The sequence below is a fragment of the Tenacibaculum sp. genome (genome assembly GCF_048269885.1).
Lineage (GTDB): Bacteria > Bacteroidota > Bacteroidia > Flavobacteriales > Flavobacteriaceae > Polaribacter.
This window is the reverse complement of the sequence record NZ_JBLWTZ010000011.1, coordinates 38,614-61,506: the sequence shown is the minus strand read 5'-3', so window position 1 is coordinate 61,506 and position 22,893 is coordinate 38,614. Positions and strand designations below refer to the sequence as shown.

The 22,893-nt window shown below is 30.3% G+C and carries 18 protein-coding genes and 1 pseudogene; 4 read left to right on the top strand and 15 right to left on the bottom strand.

The genetic code is table 11. The features are described 5' to 3' along the window. Positions 1 to 34: 34 nt before the first annotated feature. The 3 genes from ACN0WY_RS09840 to ACN0WY_RS09830 all read right to left on the bottom strand — a co-directional run bounded on the left by ACN0WY_RS09840 (position 35) and on the right by ACN0WY_RS09830 (position 3,166). A complete protein-coding gene (locus ACN0WY_RS09840) occupies positions 35 to 1,015 on the bottom strand; it encodes a GYDIA family GHMP kinase (RefSeq protein WP_417800258.1) in 981 nt (326 codons plus the stop codon). A 2-nt stretch (positions 1,016 to 1,017) separates the two neighbouring features. Next, positions 1,018 to 1,341, bottom strand: coding sequence for a GIY-YIG nuclease family protein (locus ACN0WY_RS09835; RefSeq protein ID WP_417800257.1), 324 nt, complete (start codon positions 1,339 to 1,341; stop codon positions 1,018 to 1,020). A 94-nt stretch (positions 1,342 to 1,435) separates the two neighbouring features. Further along, positions 1,436 to 3,166, bottom strand: coding sequence for a hydroxymethylglutaryl-CoA reductase, degradative (locus tag ACN0WY_RS09830; protein WP_417800256.1), 1,731 nt, complete (start codon positions 3,164 to 3,166; stop codon positions 1,436 to 1,438). A gap of 142 nt (positions 3,167 to 3,308) precedes the next feature. On the opposite strand from ACN0WY_RS09830, the gene ACN0WY_RS09825 reads away from it, so the two are divergent. The 4 genes from ACN0WY_RS09825 to ACN0WY_RS09810 all read left to right on the top strand — a co-directional run bounded on the left by ACN0WY_RS09825 (position 3,309) and on the right by ACN0WY_RS09810 (position 9,343). Further along, positions 3,309 to 5,456, top strand: a complete 2,148-nt coding sequence (locus ACN0WY_RS09825; RefSeq protein WP_417800255.1) for a S9 family peptidase — start codon at positions 3,309 to 3,311, stop codon at positions 5,454 to 5,456. A gap of 12 nt (positions 5,457 to 5,468) precedes the next feature. After that, on the top strand, positions 5,469 to 6,893 hold the full coding sequence (locus ACN0WY_RS09820) for a peptide MFS transporter (protein ID WP_330488358.1): 1,425 nt from the start codon (positions 5,469 to 5,471) through the stop codon (positions 6,891 to 6,893). A 69-nt stretch (positions 6,894 to 6,962) separates the two neighbouring features. Further along, positions 6,963 to 8,726 (top strand): peptide MFS transporter, encoded by a 1,764-nt coding sequence (locus ACN0WY_RS09815; RefSeq protein WP_417800254.1) that lies wholly within the window; start codon positions 6,963 to 6,965, stop codon positions 8,724 to 8,726. A gap of 98 nt (positions 8,727 to 8,824) precedes the next feature. Then, on the top strand, positions 8,825 to 9,343 hold the full coding sequence (locus tag ACN0WY_RS09810) for a thioredoxin family protein (protein WP_417800253.1): 519 nt from the start codon (positions 8,825 to 8,827) through the stop codon (positions 9,341 to 9,343). Positions 9,344 to 9,346: 3 nt separating this feature from the next. Here the strand turns inward: ACN0WY_RS09810 and ACN0WY_RS09805 are convergent, their stop codons facing one another. The 12 genes and pseudogenes from ACN0WY_RS09805 to lysS all read right to left on the bottom strand — a co-directional run bounded on the left by ACN0WY_RS09805 (position 9,347) and on the right by lysS (position 22,810). Further along, positions 9,347 to 11,374, bottom strand: a complete 2,028-nt coding sequence (locus ACN0WY_RS09805) for a ComEC/Rec2 family competence protein (protein WP_417800252.1) — start codon at positions 11,372 to 11,374, stop codon at positions 9,347 to 9,349. A gap of 203 nt (positions 11,375 to 11,577) precedes the next feature. Next, positions 11,578 to 11,814 (bottom strand): annotated as a pseudogene (locus ACN0WY_RS09800) (lysine--tRNA ligase); the annotation flags it as partial. 107 nt (positions 11,815 to 11,921) lie between these two features. Continuing rightward, complete coding sequence (locus ACN0WY_RS09795; RefSeq protein WP_417800251.1) at positions 11,922 to 12,179, bottom strand: hypothetical protein; 258 nt, start codon at positions 12,177 to 12,179, stop codon at positions 11,922 to 11,924. A 65-nt stretch (positions 12,180 to 12,244) separates the two neighbouring features. Beyond that, positions 12,245 to 12,589, bottom strand: coding sequence for a hypothetical protein (locus ACN0WY_RS09790; RefSeq protein ID WP_417800250.1), 345 nt, complete (start codon positions 12,587 to 12,589; stop codon positions 12,245 to 12,247). 53 nt (positions 12,590 to 12,642) lie between these two features. After that, positions 12,643 to 12,849: a hypothetical protein gene (locus ACN0WY_RS09785; protein WP_417800249.1), complete on the bottom strand. Its 207-nt coding sequence runs from the start codon at positions 12,847 to 12,849 to the stop codon at positions 12,643 to 12,645. Next, the gene (locus tag ACN0WY_RS09780; RefSeq protein ID WP_417800248.1) at positions 12,849 to 13,301 is read right to left on the bottom strand and encodes a hypothetical protein; all 453 of its coding nucleotides are present in this window, start codon (positions 13,299 to 13,301) and stop codon (positions 12,849 to 12,851) included. Before ACN0WY_RS09780 ends, ACN0WY_RS09785 begins: the two co-directional genes overlap by 1 nt. 420 nt (positions 13,302 to 13,721) lie before the next feature. Next, a complete protein-coding gene (locus ACN0WY_RS09775; protein WP_417800247.1) occupies positions 13,722 to 17,513 on the bottom strand; it encodes a hypothetical protein in 3,792 nt (1,263 codons plus the stop codon). 254 nt (positions 17,514 to 17,767) lie between these two features. Further along, on the bottom strand, positions 17,768 to 18,745 hold the full coding sequence (locus tag ACN0WY_RS09770) for a phage/plasmid replication domain-containing protein (RefSeq protein WP_417800246.1): 978 nt from the start codon (positions 18,743 to 18,745) through the stop codon (positions 17,768 to 17,770). Between the two features lie 50 nt (positions 18,746 to 18,795). Then, positions 18,796 to 19,101 carry a helix-turn-helix domain-containing protein gene (locus ACN0WY_RS09765; protein ID WP_417800245.1) on the bottom strand — a complete coding sequence of 102 codons (306 nt, stop codon included), beginning with the start codon at positions 19,099 to 19,101 and terminating at the stop codon, positions 18,796 to 18,798. Between the two features lie 53 nt (positions 19,102 to 19,154). Beyond that, entirely contained in the window at positions 19,155 to 19,889 is a 735-nt protein-coding gene (locus tag ACN0WY_RS09760) for a hypothetical protein (protein ID WP_417800244.1), read from the bottom strand. A gap of 2 nt (positions 19,890 to 19,891) precedes the next feature. Then, the gene (locus ACN0WY_RS09755) at positions 19,892 to 20,959 is read right to left on the bottom strand and encodes a tyrosine-type recombinase/integrase (RefSeq protein ID WP_417800243.1); all 1,068 of its coding nucleotides are present in this window, start codon (positions 20,957 to 20,959) and stop codon (positions 19,892 to 19,894) included. A gap of 153 nt (positions 20,960 to 21,112) precedes the next feature. Further along, positions 21,113 to 22,810 (bottom strand): lysine--tRNA ligase, encoded by a 1,698-nt coding sequence (gene lysS, locus ACN0WY_RS09750; RefSeq protein WP_417800242.1) that lies wholly within the window; start codon positions 22,808 to 22,810, stop codon positions 21,113 to 21,115. Positions 22,811 to 22,893 lie beyond the last annotated feature (83 nt).

Here is a 22,893-nt window from a genome sequence, read left to right as displayed (position 1 = left end):
TTCAATAAATTTACTCGATGTGACAGGCTTAATTTTATAAAATCATTTCTTTATACGAAAGAACAGTGTCGAATCCTTTTTGTTTAAAATAACTTATTGTGTCTTCATTTCCTGTAGCTAAAATAAAATCACCACCCCAAGCGCCTAAGCTTTTTATTTCACCAAAATAGTCGGGAAATAATCTTTGTTTTACAGCGTCTTGTTTTATAATTGAACTAATGATTCGTTCATGCTCAATAATGATTTTTTCTAAATTTTTAGAAGTGTTGGCTTTTAAAAATTCTTGAGTTAAATTGTCAATTTCAGGAATTAAGACTTTGGCTTCTTCTTTGTGTTTTTTATAATGCGCAATTCCTTCTCGGCTATTTTGTTTTTGATTCAAATGCACAAAAAACAATTCCTCAGAAAAACTTGGATTGAAATTTACTTCTTCAATATGAGGTTGTTGACTTCGATTACGCTCAGTCATCATTAATCGATATAGAATCGGAGTGTTATGTTTTGCACAAGCGATATCGTAGCCACTTCCAGAAAAAGCATTCCAAAGTAAGGTAAACGGATTTACATTTGCCCAAGTAGCAATATTGTTAATTAAAGTTGAAGAACTTCCTAATCCCCAGTTTTGTGGAAAAGTTAAATTGGTTTTTACAATAAAACCATGTTCAGTAGTTAGAAATTCTGGATTCAAACGTTTCGCTTCTAGTAAAATATCACGTAGTGTTTCAGCAATAAATTCAGCACTTCCTTCTTTATCAGAATTAAATGTTGCTGAGGTCAATCGTAGTTTTGGTAAATCAAATGAAGCTTCAAACCAGCACTCTCCAGTATGTGTAAAACTTCCCCAGATAAGTTGTGAATCTTTAATTGGTTTAACAATTAAATCTTGTCCAAACTTAGTAGGAACCGCTAATGAGGTTGCACCATCCAAAACAACATATTCTCCAGTCAGTAATAATTTTCCGTTAGAGTAGCTTCGACTACGTTCAGCTACCCATTGGTTTGTATCTTCTTTCATGTTTAAACTAAACCTCTTCTTTTTTGAATTCTATAATGACTTTCGTTTTGACATTCGGAAAGCTTAGGTAGTATTTCATAATTATTATCGATTAAAGCTATCTTTTTAGCTCTAGACCAACCTTGAATTTGCTTTTCTCTATAAAAAGCTTGATGTATTTGTTGGAATTCTTCAACATAAACTAAGCTGATAGGTAATCTTTTTTGAGTGTGGCGAGCACCTACACCATTTTGGTGTTCGCTAAGTCTTTTTTCTAGATTAATAGTACTACCGGTATAGAAACTTCCGTCTGAGCATTCTAGTATGTAAACAAAACCTTTAGGCATTTAATAATTTTGATGTTAACTGGTGACTGAGCGTAGTCGAATTAATTGGTGACTGAGCGTAGTCGAATTAATTGGTGACTGAGCGTAGTCGAAGTCACAATCCAAATTGTTTAAAATGATGTGTAAAATGTTTTACTTGGAATTTTTTCCAATACTCATAATCCAACTCTCCAAAAAATGGATGTACTACTTTTCGGCTTGGGTCTTCATTAAAAACAGTTTCGAAGTGCTGTACTTGTTCAATCAAATCGGTAATAGCTTCTTCCATAGAGTTAAACTTTAACGGAGTTGGGTCTTCCGATAAAAATGGAGCTTTAAATCCGATTTGTAATTCACTATCAGAATTTAAAAATGGTTTTCTTCTAGCTGATTTCTCATCAGAAACATAGGAGTCAACCTTCCAGTTTCCATTCGCTATTTGAGTTACTGCACTTAGGTGCTCTACCATTTGCTGTCCATTCATTTTTCCAAATAAAGGTTTTGCATCAGTCTTTAAATTAGCAAGTGTACTACGTACTTCCTCCTTATTTAAAAAATTGACCCATTGTACTTTGGGTTTACGTAACTCGTTTAATTTTTCTACCACAGCACTATGTGAGGCAGTTCTGTCTTCAAAATAAGCTACCACAGCTTCCTTTTCTTCATTAGTAGCTTTGTGTTGATTTAAGATGTTCATCAAGTGCATTTTCATGTGTCCATGTTGAATTCCTTTGGTTGTTAAGGCACGTAAAGCTGCGAAATTTTGAGCTAAACCAGCAGCAGCAATAATTTGCATTAAGGTGCGTGCGCTTGGTTTTTGCATCATGTCTAACGATAGTTTTGCCATTGGGTGTAATGCTGTTAATCCACCCACAGTTCCTAATGCTAAAGGGATTTCAATCCAAAACCTAAAAATACCGTTTTTTACCTCACAGTGTGTTAGGCTTTTATACTGTCCGTCTTTAGATGCATACGCATGTGCACCAGCTTCAATGGCTCTAAAATCATTTCCAGTAGCTAATACAACAGCATCAATTCCGTTCATAATTCCTTTATTATGGGTTACTGCACGATATGGCTCTATCTCTGCGATTTTAACAGCTTGTTCAAATTTTTGAGCAAACTTTTCAGGGTCTTTACCACCTAGTTCCTCAACTCTACAGCTTACTTCCGCTCTAACTAAACATTCAGGAACGTAGTTAGAAAGAATACTCATAACTATTTCAATATCGTCTTTTCTAAAAGTCTTTGCAATAGCTTCTAAACAAGAATTAATAAAGTTAGCCCCCATACTATCTTTTGTTTCAAACGTAACATGTAATTGATAGTAGTTTGCAAGCTTATTTGTTTTATCAACTAATTGAATATCTAAAATTCCACCGCCGCGTTTTTCCATGTTTTTGGTAATAGATGCGGTAGCTGCGTATAATTCTGTCTTTTGTTGATTAAAATAGGTCTCTAACTCTTTTTTGTCGCCAGCATACATAAAATGTACTTGGCCAATTTTGTTGGTAGAGATTACTTCTGTTTTAAATCCACCACGAGTACTCCAAAACTTGGCAACTAAAGAAGCAGCAGCAACTACAGAACTTTCTTCAACTACCATTGGTATTACATAACTGCGTCCGTTAATAATAAAATTAGGAGCAATACCGTAAGGCATGTAAAAGTTAGAAATGGTATTTTCAATAAAATCATCGTGCAGCTGTTGTAGCTTGCCATCTACATTCCAATATTGTGTAATAGTTTGTATAATTTCTGGTTGATTATTAAAGTAAGTTTTTGCCAACCAGTCTATTTTTTCTTCTTTGGTAAGTTTAGAAAAACCAGAGATCGTTTTAGACATTCTCAATTCATTTTTGATGGTTCAAAGATACGTGAATCCTGTTAAAATGGTTATGTTATTTGGTTTTTATGATTTTTTTGAGGGGATTTTTGGCTATTTTTCCGTAAACTTGGCAAACTTTTTAGATAAACAACAACTTAACATGAAGAAATTATTATTATTGTTTATAGGGATATCTTCGCTAGTACAAGCACAAAAAAAAGATATTTCTTTAGAGGATATATGGCGAAAAGGCACGTTTAGAGCCGATTATATGAACTCTTTAAATTCTATGAATGGAGATTTTTATTCGCTATTAAATTATGAGAATGGAAGTTCTACTGTAGATAAGTACAGTTATGAAACTCTAGAAAAAGTTGCAACAATAGTTGATAGTAAAGATTTAGCAGGATTGAAATATTTTCAATCATATAGCTTTAATAATGATGAAACCAAATTAATTTTAGGAACGAACTTCAAACAAATTTTCCGTCATTCATATTTAGGTACGTATTATGTGTATGACATAGCAAAAAAATCGTTAGACTTAATTGGTACAGATATTCAAGAGCCAACTTTTTCTCCAGATAGTAAAAAAATAGCATACGCTAAAGACAATAATTTATTTATTAAAGATTATTCAGATGCCAATGTGGTAATTCAAATTACCAATAGCGGTAAAAAGAATGAAATCATTAACGGTATTACTGATTGGGTTTATGAAGAGGAATTTGGTTTCGTAAAAGCATTTGAATGGAGTAAAGATAGCAAAAACTTAGCCTATTTACGTTTTGATGAAAGTAAGGTTAAAACTTTTTCAATGGACGTATATGGAAAAGAAAAATACCCAACACAGCATGTGTTCAAATATCCAAAGGCTGGCGAAGAAAATGCAAAAGTAGCTTTGCGTATATTTTCATTAGAAACGAATAAAACGGCTGAAGTTAGAGTTGGAGATTATGAATACATTCCAAGAATTAACTGGACAAACAATCCAAATATTTTAGCCGTTAGAACATTAAACCGTCATCAAAATGATTTAAAAATGTATTTTGTTGATGCGACTACTTTTAATAGTGCTATCGTTTTAAACGAAAAAGATAAGGCGTATGTAGATATTACTGATGATTTAACTTTCTTAGACGATAATAGTTTTATTTGGACAAGTGAAAAAGATGGGTACAACCATATTTATCACTATGATAAGGACGGTAAGTTATTAAATCAGGTAACGAAAGGAAATTGGGAAGTTACTTCTTACTACGGATACAATGCTGACAAGAAAACTATTTACTATCAATCAGTAGAAAATGGTTCTATTAATAGAGGAGTATATAGTATTTCTTTAGATGGTAAAAACAAAAAGTTATTGAGTAATCCTACAGGAACAAATAATGCTGCTTTTAGTAAAAATATGCACTATTTTATCAATACTTTTTCTGATGTAAATACACCACCGGTGTACACGTTAAGAAATGATGAAGGGAAGGTGTTAAAGACTATAAAAGATAATGCAGACTTAAAAGAAACTATTGCAGGATATAATTTAAGTAAAAAAGAGTTTTCTACAATTAATGTAAACGGAAACGACTTAAATATGTACACTATGAAGCCTGCAAACTTTGATGCTAATAAAAAGTACCCAGTTTTAATGTATCAATATTCAGGACCAGGTTCTCAAAATGTAAAAAATAGTTGGAATGGTTCAAATGACTACTGGCACCAAATGTTAGCGCAAAATGGTTATATAGTTGTTTGTGTAGATGGTAGAGGAACAGGTTTTAAAGGTCGTGATTTTAAGAAAGTTACTTACATGAATTTGGTAAAGTATGAAACGGAAGATCAAATTTCTGTAGCTAAAGAGTTAGCAAAATTACCATATGTAGATGCGAATAGAATAGGTATTTGGGGATGGTCTTTTGGAGGACATATGAGTACCAACTGTTTATTAAAAGGAAATGATGTTTTTGCTGCAGCAATTGCAGTAGCACCAGTTACTACATGGCGTTTTTATGATTCTATTTATACAGAGCGTTACATGCGTACACCAGAAGAAAACCCAGCAGGGTATGATGACAATTCTCCTTTAAATTATCCAGAATTATTAAAAGGAAAGTATTTGTTAATTCATGGTACAGGTGATGACAATGTACATGTACAAAATGCTTATAGAATGGCAGAAGCGTTAATTCAAGCAAATAAGCAATTTGAATGGGGAATGTATCCAGATAAGAATCACGGTATTTATGGAGGAAACACTCGTTTACACTTGTATACCAAAATGACTAACTTTATTAAAAACAACTTATAAAATTCAACAACTATGAGTACAGTTAAACAAACAAACCAAAGTGAGTTTTTGGGGCACCCCAAGGGACTTTATGTATTATTCTTCGTAGAAATGTGGGAGCGTTTTTCATACTATGGTATGAGAGCTATTCTAACACTTTTTTTAGCAGCACCCGTTCTTTTAGAAAATCCACAATCAGGCTATGGTTGGTCTAATGCAGAAACGTTATCATTCTACGGAACCTATACTATGTTTGTTTATTTAATGTCTATTCCTGGAGGTTGGATTGCTGATAAATTTATTGGCCAGAAAAAAGCCGTTATGCTTGGTGGATTGTTACTATGTATAGGACACGGTATTTTGGCAATTGATGCTCAATGGGCATTCTTTACTGGATTGATACTAATTGTAATTGGTGTAGGTTTTTTAAAGCCGAACATTTCAACAATGGTTGGAGGACTTTATAAAAAAGGAGATGATAGAAGAGATAAAGGGTTTTATATTTTTTATATAGGAATTAACCTTGGCGCTTTTTTAGGTGCTTTAATTGTAGGGGCAGTAGCTGCTAAATGGGGATGGCATTATGGTTTTGGATTAGCAGGTATAGGAATGGCTTTAGGTCAGGTGGTATACATGTTTGGTTTAAAATACTTAGAAGGCGTAGGTGATTTTTTAGGAAAACAAGATTCTCCAGATAAAGATTTAATGAAAAAACCTCTTACTGCAGTAGAGAAAGACAGGATGTTAGTTATGTTTTTATCTTTCTTAATTATCATTGTTTTCTGGGGAGCGTTTGAGCAAGCAGGAGGTTTAATGAGTTTGTATACAGAACAAAAAACAGATAGAGCACTTTCTTTTTCATTACCACTTATAGGAAATGAAGTTCCTGCGGCTGTTTTTCAATCAATAAATGCATTTTTCATCATTACACTAGGAACTCTAGTAGCTAATTTTTGGTATAAGTGGGGTAAAAAAGGAAAAGAATCTTCTTCGTTATTTAAAATGGCCATCGGTGTTATTATCATGGCATTTGGTTTTTTCTTTATGAGTAAAGCTAGTATGGAAGTGGTTATGGATGGAGATAAAATAGTAGAAAAATCAGCAATGATATGGTTGGTGTTAGCATATTTATTTCATACAATTGGAGAATTATGTGCCTCGCCAGTAGCTCTGTCGTTTATTACTAAATTAGCGCCAATTAAGTACGCCTCATTCATGATGGGAGCTTATTTCGCAGCAACAGGTTTAGGAAATAAAGTAGCTGGTTTTGTAGGTGAACTTTCAGAAGGGGCAGGAGAATTCCAAGTGTTTACTGGAATTGCTATATTTTGTACAGTTTTTGGATTGTTAATTTTAGCAATTTTAAAACCTCTGAAGCGTTTAACTCATGGAGCAGAAGAGTTTAATAAAACTTCACAAGAAGAAGCTGAAGGATTCGAATTAGCAGATAATAATTAAAAAAAATAAGCCATGGTAGTATGAAATTGCTACCAAGGCTTCTTCTATTATAAACTATATATCAAAAAAATGAGTACAGATATCGAAAATTTATTTAAAGACAAGGTTTTAGGGCACCCAGCAGGGTTGTTCGTTTTGTTTTTTACAGAAATGTGGGAACGTTTTTCTTATTATGGAATGCGAGCCCTATTAATATTATTTTTTACCGCTTCATTAATGGATGAAGGTTGGGGGTGGCCACGTGAATGGGCATACGCAATCTTTGGTACTTATACCTCTTTGGTATACCTATCTACAATGGTAGGTGGATATTTTGCTGATAACGTTATTGGTATTCGAAAAGCTGTAGTTTTGGGGGCTGTATTAATGACTTTAGGTCACGGATGTATGGCTGTGGAAACTCCATTTTTTATCTACGCAGGTTTAGGCTTATTAGTTGTAGGTAGTGGTTTTTTTAAACCAAACATGACTTCTATTATCTCAGAAATGTATAAAGGGAAAGAAGAAAAGAAAGATGGCGCTTATACTATTTTTTACATGGGAGTAAATGCAGGAGCGTTTTTAGGAATACTTTTATGTGGATATCTAGGAGAAAAAGTAGGATGGTCTTGGGGATTTGGAGTAGCAGGTATTTTTATGTTATTTGGAATGTTACAATTCTGGTTTGCCCAAGGAATTTTTGGCAAGATAGGAGATGGACCTAAGAATAAAAATATTGATATTATCGATGATATAATCGATGAAGAAGCTTCTGAAGATGAAGGTAGAAATTCGTTTACAGGTGTTCAAAAAATAATGATTGCTATATCTTCATTATTAGGTTTGGCTTGGATATTTAACGATCCTATTTCAAAAATTTCCGAAGGAAAATATAACCTATTCCCATTCGAAGCAGTGGGCTTGTCTGGTTCTAATGTTGCTATCTTAGTAGCCTTAGGTCTTTTTATAGCCCTTTTGGTAATTAGAATACCTAAGTATGCTCCAGTGTTAAGAGACAGAATGTTAGCTGTTGTTTTCTTTGCATTTGTAACTATATTTTTCTGGGCGATTTTCGAACAATCTCCAAGTTCATTAACTGTTTTTGCTAAAGATTATACACAAAGAACATTAGAAGGAAGTGCAGGAACAATTTTTAAAGTAGTAAATTCTTTAATGACCATTGTTCCTTTAGGTATTATTACTTGGGTTTTATATTTGTTATTTAAAAAGACTTTTGGAAAATATGCACTTTCAAATATTTTCTTAGCATTAAGTTTTTTAATTGTATGGGGAATAGCTCTTTGGATGTTATATGCTGAGTTCTTAAAAGACACAACAGAAGTGCCAGCATCATGGTTTTCAATATTAAACTCACTATTTATTATTACGTTAGCGCCATTATTTTCTAAATGGTGGGAAAGTAAATACAATCCTAATGCAAATATGAAATGGGCAATAGGTATGGGGTTATTAGGATTAGGTATGGCGTGTGTTGCCATTGGTTCTGCAGGAATACCCGTAGGAGCTAAAACAGCATCAGTAAGTATGATATGGTTAATTTTAGTGTATTTATTTCATACTATGGGAGAATTATGTGTGTCTCCAGTAGCTTTATCGTATGTATCTAAGCTGGTACCGGGACGTATGATTGCTTTTATGTTTGGTATTTGGTACCTAGCAGTAGCCATTGGTATGAAATTAGCAGGTGTATTTGCAGAGTCTTCAGAGGCAATAGCACAAGAAAAAGGATTAAGTAGCTTTTTCTGGTTGTTAACTTTTGTGTCTTTAGGTTTAGCAGTATTATCAGCAGTACTTTATCCAGTAATTAAAAAATTAATGCACGGAGTTAAATAACTCTAAATAAACGTTAAAACAATATTTTACAACCTGTCAATTTTAAATGTTGGCAGGTTTTTTTGTAAATTTGGAACACTTATTGAGACTTAAGGAGTATGAAAAAAATAATAGTAGTAGCAGTTTTAACCTTTATTTCATTTGGAGTAAAGGCGCAAGATAAAGTAAACTGGTTAAGCTTTGAACAAGCAATGGAAATGAGCGAGAAAGAGCCAAAGCCAATTTTAGTAGACATTTATACTGACTGGTGTGGTTGGTGTAAAAAAATGGATAAAACAACCTATAAAAACAAAGTAATTATTGAGTATATCAATACACATTATTATCCAGTAAAGTTAAACGGAGAAGCAAAAGATGATATTACGTTTCAAGGAAAAACGTTTAAGTACCAAGCTCAAGGAAGAAGAGGGTATCACCAGTTAGCAGCGGCTATAATGAAAGGACAGTTAAGTTATCCTTCAACTGCTTTTTTTAATACAGAAAGACAATTGTTACAAAACGTACCAGGGTATTTGGAAGAAAAAAAGTTTGAAAAAATACTAGCGTATTTTAACAAAGATAATTACAAGAATACACCATGGAAAGAGTTTGAAAAAAACTTTAAAAGCGCCATGTAAAGTCTATTCTCTTAAAATATAAGCACCATTTTGACCAGTATACCAAAATGGTGTTTTTTGTTTATAACAAGTTTCTCTCCATCTAGTAATATATGATTTATAATTACTTCCATCAGCAATAATTTGTTGAGGTTTTAAGGTAGTAATTAATCTATTTAAGTTTATTTTAGGACTGTTTCGTAGGAGAACTATCGGGTTTTTAAGTCCGTTTATTCGATAAATTCCTACACTATCTACAATTAAAAATTGCTTACTTTTATATGAGAAAACAGCTAAGGTAGAGTCAACAATTTTAGAAGAAACATGTTCTCCAATTCTATACGACTGTATTGGTTTTTGTTGATGTAAAATAGTTTTATTCAAAGAACTAATGATTGATAATTCTTTCCCATTTCTCTTTCCGTAAAATGAGTGTCGGCTTTTATGAAATACAATGAATTCACTTTTTCTGTTAATTTGAAACTTTTCATAAAAATAAATTCCCTGTAGTAAGAGGATAGAAGCTAAAAGTAAAGTTACATTTTTATAAGTTTTTCGAATACACGCTTGATATAAGAAAATAATAAAAACATACCAAGCTAGCATTGTTTCAAAAGATATGGAAATTTCTTTGAGTAAAAAATCTTCTTGATGCGCAATCCAATCAACAAAATAATTCATTGTTGAGATAATAAACCCGTAAATATTAGCTATAAATTGAGGAAGGATGTTCAATGTAGCTAGTAAGATAATAATGATTCCAAAGAGCAATATGCTCCCTAAAAAAGGAATAATAATTAGATTTGAGAGTATAAATAAGCCTGGAAATTGATGGAAATAATATAAACTAATAGGTAAAATACCTGCTTGTGCAGCTATTGAAACGGTAAATAAGCTCCAGCCTTTATCTAGTAACCAAAGTTTAGGTTTCCAGAGGTTGTAGAGTAATGGTTGCACCCAAACAATACCAAAAACAGCCAGATAACTCAGTTGAAAACCAACATCAAATAAAAACATGGGTTTTATTAAAAGTAAAAAGAACATAGAACTGATTAAAGAATACTCAATCATCTTTTTTCGTTTGAATGATTGTCCAATTGCGACAAAAGTGAACATGGTTACAGCTCTAACTACTGAGGCTGATAATCCAGCAATAAAAGCAAAAGACCATAAGAGTAATACAATACAGATGGTTTTTACGAGTATTCCGTTAGGAAGTTTTTCCATAGGTTTGAATACATAGGAGAGCAATAGCAGTAAAATACCAATATGTAATCCTGAAATGGCTAAAATATGAATCGCGCCTGCATTGGTATAGCTTTCTAATAGCTCTTTAGATATTTCTTGACGCTGACCGAGTAATAAAGCATTAATCACAGCAAATTCATCATTGGAAAAGTGATATTGTTTTAAGGAAGTTTGTACTTTTTCTCTGATGCTAGCCGATAAAGCGATTAAAGAAAAACTAGCATTGTTAAGCTGTTTAAATTCTTGCTTGCTTAAAAACACTTGATGATAAACATACTGTTTTGCTAAATACTGTTTGTAGTCAAATTGATGCGGATTTAAAGGTGTAATTAGCTCTTTAAAAGGAGTTTTGATAAAAATCCGATTACCTACCTTTAATATAGGTGATAAACTGTCCTTTTGAATGTTTAGAAGAATAGTTCCAGCAGTTTTGGTAGTATCTACTTGTGAAACTTCAGTTAGGTATCTTGTATAGTAATTACCTGATTTTAATACTTTTTGAATAGTTAATACAGAAGATGAGTCATCTGTTAATTGATGTTTGTAATAATTCGTATAATTCTTCGGATTATGAATATAGGTGGTGCTAACCCCAATAAAAACAAAAAGGAGTAAGCTAACTACGCTAAATATTTTTCGTTTTTGTAATCTTTTTAAAAAAAAGAGAACAACCCCAAAAACCAATAATAAACTGCCTAAATAAATAAAACTATATCGCCAAACCTGTATATAGAATTGAAGCATAATCCCAATAACAAGGCACACTAAAAAGTGAAAAGGAGGGTATTCTAACAATTTTTTCATAGTCCCTTAAAGTTATGAAAAACTTTGAATATAAGAAGTTTAGCTATTGTTACAGAGGGTGTGGGTTTATTTTAACAATTTATACTCATTCATAGCTAGTTTATTAAAAATAAAGCAAAATCAAACAAAAAGCAATCTTACTTCGGCTACGCACAGTAACCAGTAAGATTGCTTTTTGTTTATTATAAACTTTAAAAAGTAATTTATATAATTTCTACAAATAAACCTTCTTCCGTTTTTTCAACTTTAGCAAGATTGTTTTTAGTCAATCCTTTAATGGTTTTGTCCCACTTTTTATTAGACAAACCACTTTGAGTTTTTAACTCGTTTAAATCTATTTTTTCAGCTTTTTCTATCAATGCTAGCAATGCTTTTTCGTCATCGTTTAATTCAACAGCAGGAGCTTGCTTTTCAGGTTTCATTTGCGGGAAGAATGAAACCAAGTTTTAGAAACCTTTATAAATACAGGTGTTTCTAACTAATGTTGTTTTTAAACTGACAAATTTGTGACTGAAAATGCAGGTTTATCTACTAAAATATACTAATTTCAATCAATGTAAGGTTTGAATGGAAATTTTTCCTCTAGCTTAGCTATCTCATCTTTGTCTTTAATTTCAAAAGTTCTTTCTTGAGTAATTTCCATTTTAGAGAAAGGACTAGCTTGGTATTCTTTATAAAGAATGGTTAAAACCGTATCATTTGGTTCTTCTTTCTGTATTCTTTTTCCGAAATCTGTTTTGCTATCACCTGACACCCACCCATTAGGTGTTAAGTGCCAATATGTATACTCATTACTTGCTGACATTTTCTTTTTTTTTATTCTCAATAAAAGTAAAATATTATTTACACTTAAATGAGTTTTTATTTATTTTAATCTATAAACTTTTGCTTTACCACTTTTCCGTCCCAAGTATTGAATTCTTTGTAATGCACTTCTACAAAAAAGTATGAAGGATTATTATATCCTTGTTTACAATTAAATTCACAATAAATTTTCACCAAATACCTAAAGTTACCTAGGTGTCGAAGTAAATATGGCTGATAACTGCCCTGACGAGTTACTTTGCAATTAGGTTTTTTATTTATCACTTTTTTGATATATAATTTAGTGGCTTTGTATGCTTCTTTTCTCCAATGGTCTGAGTATTCAAATTCTTTTAATGTTGGTTCTTTATGTTTTTTATTATACTCTTTGGGATTTGACCAATGTTCCAACAAATCTAGTTGAAACTCAGATTTATTTTGAAAAGGTGAGTTGGTAGTTATTTCTATTTTTCACCCTCTTTTAGTTGTTGAAGTTGTTGTGCTTTTTTTATCCAATCTTCATTGTTTTGTTTATGAGTTTTTGGCGGTTCAATTATGGTGTTTTGTTTCTTTTCTAGTATTTGGTTGTTATGTTGTTGAGGAGTTTCTTTACAACTTATTAGAAGTAATGCTAGAATTAATGTTGTTGTTGATATTTTTAATGTTTTCATTATTTTATTTCTATAACTCCGTAGAAAACTAATTTTTGACCATTTCTAAATTCATAACCAATATTGCCCATTGTACTAACCCATACTTGAAAACAATTTGGGTTTTCAATGTCAAATTCCATTCCTTTTAGTCCTAATAGACTTTCTGTTGTTTTGCTTTTCTTTATTTTAAATTCAAAGGTTTTCCAATTTCCGTTTTGTGATTGAGATTTCATGATGATAAGGTTTTTATTAAAATCAAAAGTATGATAGCTTACCTCATTAGTAGTCTGTAATATTTTAACCTCATTTTCTAAGTCATTACTATTACTTATAAACCTAAAAACTAACGCATTTTTCTCATTCGTCTTGATTCTTTGTTGAGAAGATTTGTTAGTATGATTGCAACCAATTATGAATATAAAGCCAATGGTTATAAGGTGTTTGATACTTGTTATATTAGTGCAGTTCACTGTTAAAATTGTTAGTTCAACCAAGTACCTAATTGAAGTTATTATAAAATAAGAGGCATGGTACTTAAGGACACTCTTTAGTAAGGTACTGGTATACCTATAAGTAAAGCGAACTAAGCCCATGCCAATATTATGCATGGGCATTAGCTCATCTTTTTCTACTTATTTTTAAAAATTACCAGTTTTTACTAAAGTTAAAGATGGCCAATGCCTTTCGATTATGTTTTAATGAACGTTTATATCTGTCTTTCTATTGTTTTAATTGTTATTCAAATATATATGTTTTTATGTTGTTTTATAAAGGATTATTGATAAAACCCGTTAATAATAGTTTTAAAAAAATTGTTGTAGTAAAAAACGTACATAGTATTCATAAAGAATGATTATCTAAAAATTAATGGGGGACAGATATTACCATATCTAACTTAAGCCTTTTTGTTCATCAGTAATTTTTTCAATTTCAATTTGTTTGTTAAAATATTCAATTTGTTTTTCTGTCCAATTTGTTAATTCATCGATATTTAAATGTATTAGTTTTTCTAATAACTTTTTTCTAGACTCTAAATAAGGAACTCTTGAACCAACAGTTGTCATTGAATGAAAGTTAGATGAAAGTTCATCAAGGAATTCTTCCTTATTTCCAAATTGAATTATCATTTTAAATGTAAAGTCAAACCATTCTCCGGAATCAGAAAACAAAGGAGTGTAACGAATTATTCTTTTTGCAACCTCAGGATTTGATATACACCAGTTGAGAATTTTATTGTTTCTTTCCTTGTCTGAGAAAAAGGGATGGGTATTCCTGTCACTTGAAAAACCAAGATTAAAAATTTTAGAGAATAATAGGTAATTAGGTACTTCAAGTAATAACTTAGAATAATTACTCCAAGCCAAATCAAAATTTTTCTCTAAAGTTAAAATAGCGACTTTCGTTATGTGATTCTCACTAATAAGTGAAGTGAAATTAGATTTATTATATGAAATTATTTGTTCACATATAATAGAAACATAAGCAGGGTTTGTACACAACATTATTTCCATTGTCTCTTGCCAATCATAATTATCTCGATATGCACTCTTATTGATGTTTTCTAGAAGATTGTGTTTTTTCATCAATTCATTTAACCATTTAAATATTGCTACTCTCCCCATATTAGATTTATGAGATCTTAGATAATTATGTATTAAATTTAAAAACGGAGATTTATTTTCTAATAATTGATTTAACCTTTCTAGAAAAGTAATTAATTCTCCAATATTAAGTGATGATAATTCATGCCCAGCAAATCTCAAATATTTTATATTATCAATATTTATAACTTCTAATAATTTTAAAGCATCTTTTAGGTTTGCATTAATGTTTCTAAAAAGGTAAAATGAAAATTTAGATTTTTTAGATAAAAACTTATAGAAAACAGATTTTCTGATTTCAGATGAAAATTCAGATAAGTATCCATTCAAAAAGGAAATATTCCAATTCTCATCATCTCTTAAATCAATCAGAAATATTAAAATTTCATTTAAAAAAGTTTCTTCAAAACCTTTTAGTTCTCCGTATTTTTTACCAAAATTATATGTTTGATATTGTTCTCCAATGAATAGGTTTTTTAAATAAAGACTTAAATCAATTCTTTCATGAAAAATTTTTTCTGCAAAAGCTTCACAGTTTTCTTTATTTATATCTTTATTTATATCTTTTGAATAAATGTATTGAGGATTTGATACTTTATCTTTTATTTCTTCTTCAATTGTTTGTGGTTCTGTCTTGGAGATAAACTCATTAATTACTTCTATTTGAGTGTCATGTTGAATTTCAAAAGATTTAATATCTAACAAAGATTTTCTGAGTTCATGTCTAGATTTTGAATCCTTAATCATGTTTTCAAAAAACTCTCCTAATAAATTAAAATCATAGCTACTTTCTATAAAAAAATATAAGCTTGAACGAATAATTCCATTTATATTATCCTGATATTTACCATATAGCTTTCTTAAGATGAGTAAAATATCGTTTGTATAATCATTAATTTCTGATAAGTTTTTAGGTTGAAAATCTTTTAAAGGAATTTCGCTCCCTTGATTTTCTGCTCCAATTATTCTTGTATTACTACTCATTCCACTTAAAGCAGAACTACAAGCTTTTAAAGTCATAATATCAAAGTCAGGATTCTTCTTTTCGATAGCCCATTGTAATGTTTTTATTCTTTCGTTATAATTAACCTCTGTTCCTGCCAAATAAATATGAAAAAGTTGTTTGAAATAACTGGTAGAATTATTACTGTAATAAGTTTCTATTTCAGCTACTGCAAACGACATTAAAACTTTTGAAGCATTTGGAAAAGTTTCTTTTCTAAAGCATAATTTTTCTAAAGCCCATACAAGGTTTTGTCTGCCCTCAATTACTTCTGAAAGATATTCTGTTGGTTTGTTTAGGTAATTTTTTACAAGAACCTTGGTTGTCTCTTCTGGATTCACAGTTACAATTGAGCGAAAAAGACGTGAACCCATATTAGAATTTAATATTTCCGCTGTTGAAAAATTTCCATTTAGCCCCCACATAGTTTTTACTAATCCTTTAGCTTTATCTACACCTCCTATTTGTTGAAGTTGATCTGATAATGGTATTTTTAGGGAGTCAGGAATGTCAGAGATGAATTTACTATAATGTAAAGGAGATAAATCATCCCAAAAGAGTAACGATAACTTTAACGCAAGTGGATTTGGTCTTATCATAATAAGATTACCTCTGCGTTCAATAGTACCTTTATCAATGAATTTTTTTATAGTTAATCGAAATTTTTCAAATTCTATCTTAAAAAAAGATGATAAGAAGTTTATACCTTCCAATAATTGTTTATAGTGGTTTTCATCTATATAAAAATACTCATCTGATGGGAATTCCACTTTGTCAAAAACAGATAGTAATTTTAGTATTTTAAATTCATCACTATCACTTGGTTCTCTTCCAAATATTATTTTTTCAACTAAATCGTTATTAAATGCTTCATTAAGGTTGATTTTTTTAACTGAAGCATTTGCAAAATCAATAGCCATTTTTGTATTTCCTTCTGAGAACTTAATAAGAAATTCAATGTCACTATCTGACAATTCACCTTGGTACTTTTCTTTTAATATATCCTCAGTTACTTTAATGTAATAATCACTTTTTAAATCTAAGATTTCATCACCATTACTTTGTGATTGATTAACTCTATCAAAGTCAATGGATATTAATTGAAGATTACTGCCAACTCTCTTACATTCTCTAGAATACAATAAGTGATTATCAGGAGGACAGTTATCTAATACAATTATAGCTTGTGTATCTAAAGCATGGCTTCTGACAAAATTAAGTAGGTCAGAATTGTTATTACTTATATCAAAAAAGATTGAGTTTTCTGAAATAGTTTTTCTTACTAAATCATACTGTCCTTTGTCATTTTTATTTCCAGGTGACATTATTTCACAAATCAATCTCGATTTACCAATACCTGAAGGTCCTTGAATTCTAATATGTTTTCCCTGATAAATATCATTTCTTAGTTTGCTTATAATATTTTTAAGTTCAGGACTACTTTTAAAATCCTCTTGATTTTCTTTATATGTTTTTAGTTCATCCCAAATTAATAAACCGTTTGGTTTTGTATAACCATTACAAATCTGAACATATGAAATTGCAGAAATATATTGATTAGTCCAATTACTGATTAAATTTGCATCATAAATTTTAATTTTAGCATTTTCAGAAAATACTTTTGCATCAACTTCACTTAAACCTTCTTTTATTTTAGCTTCTTTTATTCCTTCTCTAATACTTGCTACTCTATCACTATCCTTATCAAGGCCTTTTTCTACAATACTCTGTGTTGTAACCAATATATATGTTCCATTATGGTCTAATATTTCTTTTACTTTTGGTTTGAGATTTCCTTTTGAGTTAAGTAATTCTTCTTTACATTTTCCTTTTGACATATCAGACGCTTTACATTGATATAAGCATAGGTTGTCAGTAACCCACATAGAGTCTTTGTGGTCTGTTGTTTCAATTCGACCATCTTCTCCACCGTCGGCAACATTAATATTCTGAGGTACGCTTATATAGCAATTTTCAAAATTATATTTTTGATGTTCTAAGAAAAGTAGTTTTAGTATAAGTTTGGTTAATTGAAAATCTTGAAGATGATTTATTGCTGTATGGTTAATAGAATTCATAGTTGTATTTTTCGAGCTACAAATTAATTAATAAACCTCAACTATGAGCAAAAAATTATGATTTTTATAAGGGCTCTCAGTATCTAAATATAAAGATTAGGACAAATTTCTATTCTTCTTCGTAATGAATAGACATTGCCAAATAATTTCGTTCACTTATTAGGTAAGTATACTGCTTGGTTACTAAAACACTTTTTAAAAAAGAATTTAACTTTTTTAAATCTTTAATATTGTGTTTTTTTCTTAATCTAATTTTAAATGTTTTTACTTGTATCTTTTTGCCTTTCATTTTGTTTAAAGTTTATTATTTTATCGTCCAATTCATCTATTAAGTACTTGTCTAGTGTGTTTTTATGAGCTTCCTTTAATAATTCATTTACTGTATGTTTTAATTTACTACGTTTAGCTACTGAGTTTTTTAAATCAAAATTTAATTCAGCGATTGTATTACTTATTCTTTGATACCCTACTTTCTCAACACCGTGATATGCTAGGTACTTATATAAGCCATTGTATTCGTATATTAAATGTATTGGGTCTATACCAATCTCAATCTTATTTATCTTCTTATAACTTTTCTCCCACCTAGTATGGATTTCATTGATAATGCTTTTTCTAAATAAAGTGCTTACTTTAAATTTATTTACGTTAAATCTTCTCCGTAAATTTGTTTTAAACCTAATTTCATATCGCATAATTCTTTTATTATGATATTCAACAGGTAAATTGATGAAATGATTTTTATCGCTCGATTTCATTTCTTTTAACTTATCATAGAATATTAAAGTTTTTGAAGCGTATTTTGTAAAGAAGTATATAGAGTCTTTATATCTATTTGTATCAAATCTTGGATATGAATTTAAACAACTTAAATATTTATGTACTGGATGTTTAAGTTTAAAACTATATCCATAATCAACTCTAGTTAAATTAGCTTTCTTCATATTCATTCCAATATCATCTGAAAACATATCTACTGCCTTTTTTAAAGTTTTCATATTTAGATGAGATAAATTATTACCAAAGTAATATTTGGACAATGATCCATTGAAATACATCCTGTAAGGTATATTTTCTGAATTAACTTTAATTGTTATCTTAAAGTTTGAGACATTCAAAATTGCATTATATCCTTTCTCATGTATACTTATACTAGCCTTATCTATTAATTTACTAATATTATGATAGTGCTTAGACTTTAAATCTCTATATCCCTTTATTGTATCAATCATAATTATTTCCTTTATACAGAAACTTGTGTAGCTTATTATAAATACCAGGATTAAAGCCTCTTTTTTAAACTTAAAAGATTATTCGCTAAAATAGTATCAGCATCATCTTTTGTAGGAGTATAGTTTCTCATTAGAAATTTCTCTAAATCTTTACGCCTAATAAAAATTAGTTTACCATTTGGCTTAGAGTAAGGTATTTGATTAGTGCTGATAAGTTTTTGTACATAGGAAATACTTACACCTATTACAATTGAGGTTTCTTTAATAGTGTAGATTCTTTTTCTAAAAAGATAACTTTTTTTTATTTCTTTTTTAAGGTTTTCTACCTCATCGATTAGTTTGGATATTTTCTCCATAATTAAATATTTAAATTAATAATGGTTCAAATATCGCAACCTTAATCTGTCTATTATGTAAGTGTTAAGTTAGTACTTACATTATCAAAAATTTCATTAGTTATATCCTTATACATGTTATCTTTTTCAATAGAAAAAACCTTGCTTAATTGCTTTTCTTTAAATGGATTACCATTTTTGTTTATAAAATGAGAACAAATGATTTTATATTTAAATTGATTACATTTTGGTCTCAAATACTTGTTTTCAATTAGCAAGTTAATCAAATTTGCAATTTGTTTTTCTGTGCCTTTCCATAATATTTTACACTCCCAAGCATTAGTAAAATGTAAAGAAAATTCATCTAAGTCAATGTTTATTAATTCATTGTTTAATAGGTGTTTATGAAGAAGTTTGATTAAGGAGTCTTTGTCAAAATTTTTATTTAATAAAAATTGAGTATTAGGATTTTTTGTTCTTTTAGGTTTCTCAATTTCTTGAAGAATATCATTTTCATTTTTTCCTATATTGGATATTTTAGTGTCTATGATTCTTTTTAGCTTTATTAATCGAATTTTTAATTCCATAAATTTTTCTGCTATATTATCCTCAAGTTCAAGAAGAAGTTCTACAATCCTATAATGGTATTTCATAAAATATTCCTCATAAAAAAATTCATCTTCTGTAATGTCTTCATAACCTCCTTCATAGAAATCTTCTAACACTAGATAGCTAAAACTTGTTTCAAAATCTGTTACTATTTTATCTTCTAAATATTCAACTTCTATTTTTGCTTTTTTATATTTCATAACTAAAATTTTAAATTAATACTATTTACGGCTTTCTGTTTTTCTTCGTCAATTACTTTAGCATACACCATAGTGCTTTTTATGTCTTTATGTCCCATCAATTTTGAAATAGTAAAGATGTTAGTTCCTGAAGTTACTAATAATGTTGCAAATGTATGCCTTGCGCAATGAAAATGAACTTTCTTATTTATACCTGATAGTTTTATAAGTTTTTTTACTGTTCTATTTAATGAGCTGGTATGTTCAGAGAGATTAAAAATGAAATTTTCATTTAGTTTTTGCTTTTTTAGGATGTTTTGGGCAGCACTGTTTAAAGGAATATAAACTGTGTTTTTAGTTTTGTTTTGAACGAGTTGAATTTTATTTTCGACAATATTTGACCATTTGAGTTTCATAATATCTGAAGCTCTTAAACCAGTGTAACAGCTAAAAAGAAAAGCGTTTTTTGAATCATTATCCCAAAAATCAGTATCAATTATTATTTGAATTTCTTCCTTTGTTAAATAAACTATTTCAGTTTCTTCCTTTTTTGGTCTATCTATATATTTTATTGGATTTTCAACTATAATTTTTTCTTTTACTGCTTGATTTAATGCAGCATTAATCTTATTCGTATAAGTTAATATTGAATTATTTGCTAAACCTTTACTTTTTAAATATTCTATAAAATTTTCTAACCAACATGAAGAGATATTCTCAAATGTAATTTTTCGTCCTTGGAATTTTCTTATATGTTTTAACGTGTTATCCCAAGCAGTTTTTGTTTTCTCCTCTTTTTTGTTTCCTAATTTTTCAAAATAGCTAATAAAGTTCGCTTTTTGTAACTGTCTTGATACCAAACCATGTTTTGCATTTCCCAGTTCGATTTCTAATTTTGACCTGATATTATTTATTAACCTTTCTTTTTGTTTTCTGTTTTCCTTAGAGTCGTTAGGATAAAATACTACTTCTTTAATTGTTTCTCTAACCCTTTTACCATTTAATGTATAATCTAGTTGTTTCTTATAAGCTCTATTCTTTTTTGAAATCTTTGGGTTTCCTAAATATTTGGTTCTTAAATTAACTGACATATCTGTATGTTGCGTTTTCTAAATTTATAAGATATTTTTCAATCTAGTGACAGATTGGTGACACTTTATCTGTCTTTATCTGCTATAATATGCAACAAAAATAGGTTGCCATTTGGCAACCTATTGTAAGTGTTTAGTAAGTACTTAATTTATTTATAATACTTCTACAAATAAGCCCTCATCTGTTTTTTCAACTTTAGCAAGGTTATTTTTAGTTAACCCTTTAATGGTTTTGTCCCACTTTTTATTAGATAAACCACTTTGCGTTTTTAACTCGTTTAAATCTATTTTTTCAGCTTTTTCTATCAATGCTAACAATGCTTTTTCATCATCGTTTAACTCAACAGTAGGAGCTTGCTTCTCAGGTTTCATTTGCGGGAAGAATAATACTTCTTGAATTGACGGATTGTTTGTTAAATACATAATTAAACGATCCATTCCAATTCCTAATCCAGAAGTAGGAGGCATCCCATATTCTAAGGCACGTAAAAAATCTTGATCGATAAACTCACCCGCTTCATCATCTCCACGTGCTGCTAACTTTAACTGAGCTTCAAAACGTTCACGTTGATCGATTGGGTCGTTTAATTCAGAGTATGCATTGGCAATTTCTTTACCACATACCATTAACTCAAAACGTTCAGTTAATTCAGGATTGTCACGGTGCTCTTTACATAATGGAGACATTTCCTTCGGGTAATCGGTAATAAAGGTTGGTTGAATGTAGTTTCCTTCACATTTCTCACCAAAAATCTCATCAATTAACTTTCCTTTACCCATGGTGTCGTCTACCTCGATACCCATGTCTTGAGCGGCTTTACGGATTTCATCTTCCGATTTTCCGTTGATGTCAAAACCAGTAAAGTGCTTGATAGAATCAGCCATCGTAACACGGGCATACGGAGCTTTAAAATCTACCTTATACTCTCCAAAAGTAGCTTCCGTAGTTCCGTTTACAGCTAAAGCACAGTGCTCTAATAACTTTTCGGTGAACTCCATCATCCAGTTGTAGTCTTTGTACGCTACATAAATTTCCATGGCGGTAAATTCTGGATTGTGCGTTCTGTCCATTCCTTCATTACGAAAGTTTTTAGAGAACTCATATACACCATCAAAACCACCAACAATCAAACGCTTTAAGTATAACTCATTCGCAATACGCATATATAATGGAATGTCTAAGGCATTGTGATGTGTAATAAATGGTCTTGCAGCGGCACCACCTGGAATAGGTTGTAAAATAGGTGTTTCTACTTCAAAATATCCTGCATCATTAAAAAACTGACGCATGGCGTTGAATAACTTAGTACGTTTTACAAACACTTCTTTTACCTGTGGGTTTACTACCAAATCAGCATAACGCTGACGGTAACGCATCTCAGGATCTGTAAATCCGTCAAAGGTATTTCCTTCAGCATCTACTTTTGGTAATGGTAATGGCTTTAACGATTTACTTAATAGTTTAAAATCTTTTACCATGACAGTGATTTCTCCAACCTGAGTTTTAAATAACTCTCCTTCAATACCTACAAAATCACCTATATCCAATAACTTTTTGTACACTTCGTTGTACAAATTTTTGTCTTCACCTGTACAAATCTCATCTCTGTTAAAGTATACTTGAATACGTCCTTCACTATCTTGCAATTCAGCAAAAGAAGCTTTTCCTTGAATACGACGAGACATTAACCTACCAGCAATCACTACCTTCTTACCTTCCTTAAACTCCTGTTTAATCTGTTTGGAATTCGTATCTAATGGAAATAAATCTGCGGGGTATGGATTGATACCCAATTCACGTAATTTTGATAGTTTTTCTCTACGTACAACTTCTTGTTCTGATAATTGCATTGACTTAATTTTTAAGTAATTTTAATTTAAAGGTGCAAAGATACAATCAATTACAAAATTAGACAACGGTAGTATCACATAGA

Excerpts from the sequence above, each read along its gene's own strand:
- ACN0WY_RS09775 (WP_417800247.1), bottom strand. The coding sequence starts at position 17,513 with ATGAATTCTATTAACCATACAGCAATAAATCATCTTCAAGATTTTCAA.
- ACN0WY_RS09815 (WP_417800254.1), top strand. The coding sequence starts at position 6,963 with ATGAGTACAGATATCGAAAATTTATTTAAAGACAAGGTTTTAGGGCAC.
- ACN0WY_RS09755 (WP_417800243.1), bottom strand. The coding sequence starts at position 20,959 with ATGTCAGTTAATTTAAGAACCAAATATTTAGGAAACCCAAAGATTTCA.
- ACN0WY_RS09770 (WP_417800246.1), bottom strand. The coding sequence starts at position 18,745 with ATGATTGATACAATAAAGGGATATAGAGATTTAAAGTCTAAGCACTAT.
- ACN0WY_RS09840 (WP_417800258.1), bottom strand. The coding sequence starts at position 1,015 with ATGAAAGAAGATACAAACCAATGGGTAGCTGAACGTAGTCGAAGCTAC.
- ACN0WY_RS09825 (WP_417800255.1), top strand. The coding sequence starts at position 3,309 with ATGAAGAAATTATTATTATTGTTTATAGGGATATCTTCGCTAGTACAA.
- ACN0WY_RS09795 (WP_417800251.1), bottom strand. The coding sequence starts at position 12,179 with ATGTCAGCAAGTAATGAGTATACATATTGGCACTTAACACCTAATGGG.
- ACN0WY_RS09810 (WP_417800253.1), top strand. The coding sequence starts at position 8,825 with ATGAAAAAAATAATAGTAGTAGCAGTTTTAACCTTTATTTCATTTGGA.
- ACN0WY_RS09835 (WP_417800257.1), bottom strand. The coding sequence starts at position 1,341 with ATGCCTAAAGGTTTTGTTTACATACTAGAATGCTCAGACGGAAGTTTC.
- ACN0WY_RS09805 (WP_417800252.1), bottom strand. The coding sequence starts at position 11,374 with ATGAAAAAATTGTTAGAATACCCTCCTTTTCACTTTTTAGTGTGCCTT.
- lysS (WP_417800242.1), bottom strand. The coding sequence starts at position 22,810 with ATGCAATTATCAGAACAAGAAGTTGTACGTAGAGAAAAACTATCAAAA.
- ACN0WY_RS09830 (WP_417800256.1), bottom strand. The coding sequence starts at position 3,166 with ATGTCTAAAACGATCTCTGGTTTTTCTAAACTTACCAAAGAAGAAAAA.
- ACN0WY_RS09765 (WP_417800245.1), bottom strand. The coding sequence starts at position 19,101 with ATGGAGAAAATATCCAAACTAATCGATGAGGTAGAAAACCTTAAAAAA.
- ACN0WY_RS09820 (WP_330488358.1), top strand. The coding sequence starts at position 5,469 with ATGAGTACAGTTAAACAAACAAACCAAAGTGAGTTTTTGGGGCACCCC.
- ACN0WY_RS09760 (WP_417800244.1), bottom strand. The coding sequence starts at position 19,889 with ATGAAATATAAAAAAGCAAAAATAGAAGTTGAATATTTAGAAGATAAA.
- ACN0WY_RS09785 (WP_417800249.1), bottom strand. The coding sequence starts at position 12,849 with ATGAAAACATTAAAAATATCAACAACAACATTAATTCTAGCATTACTT.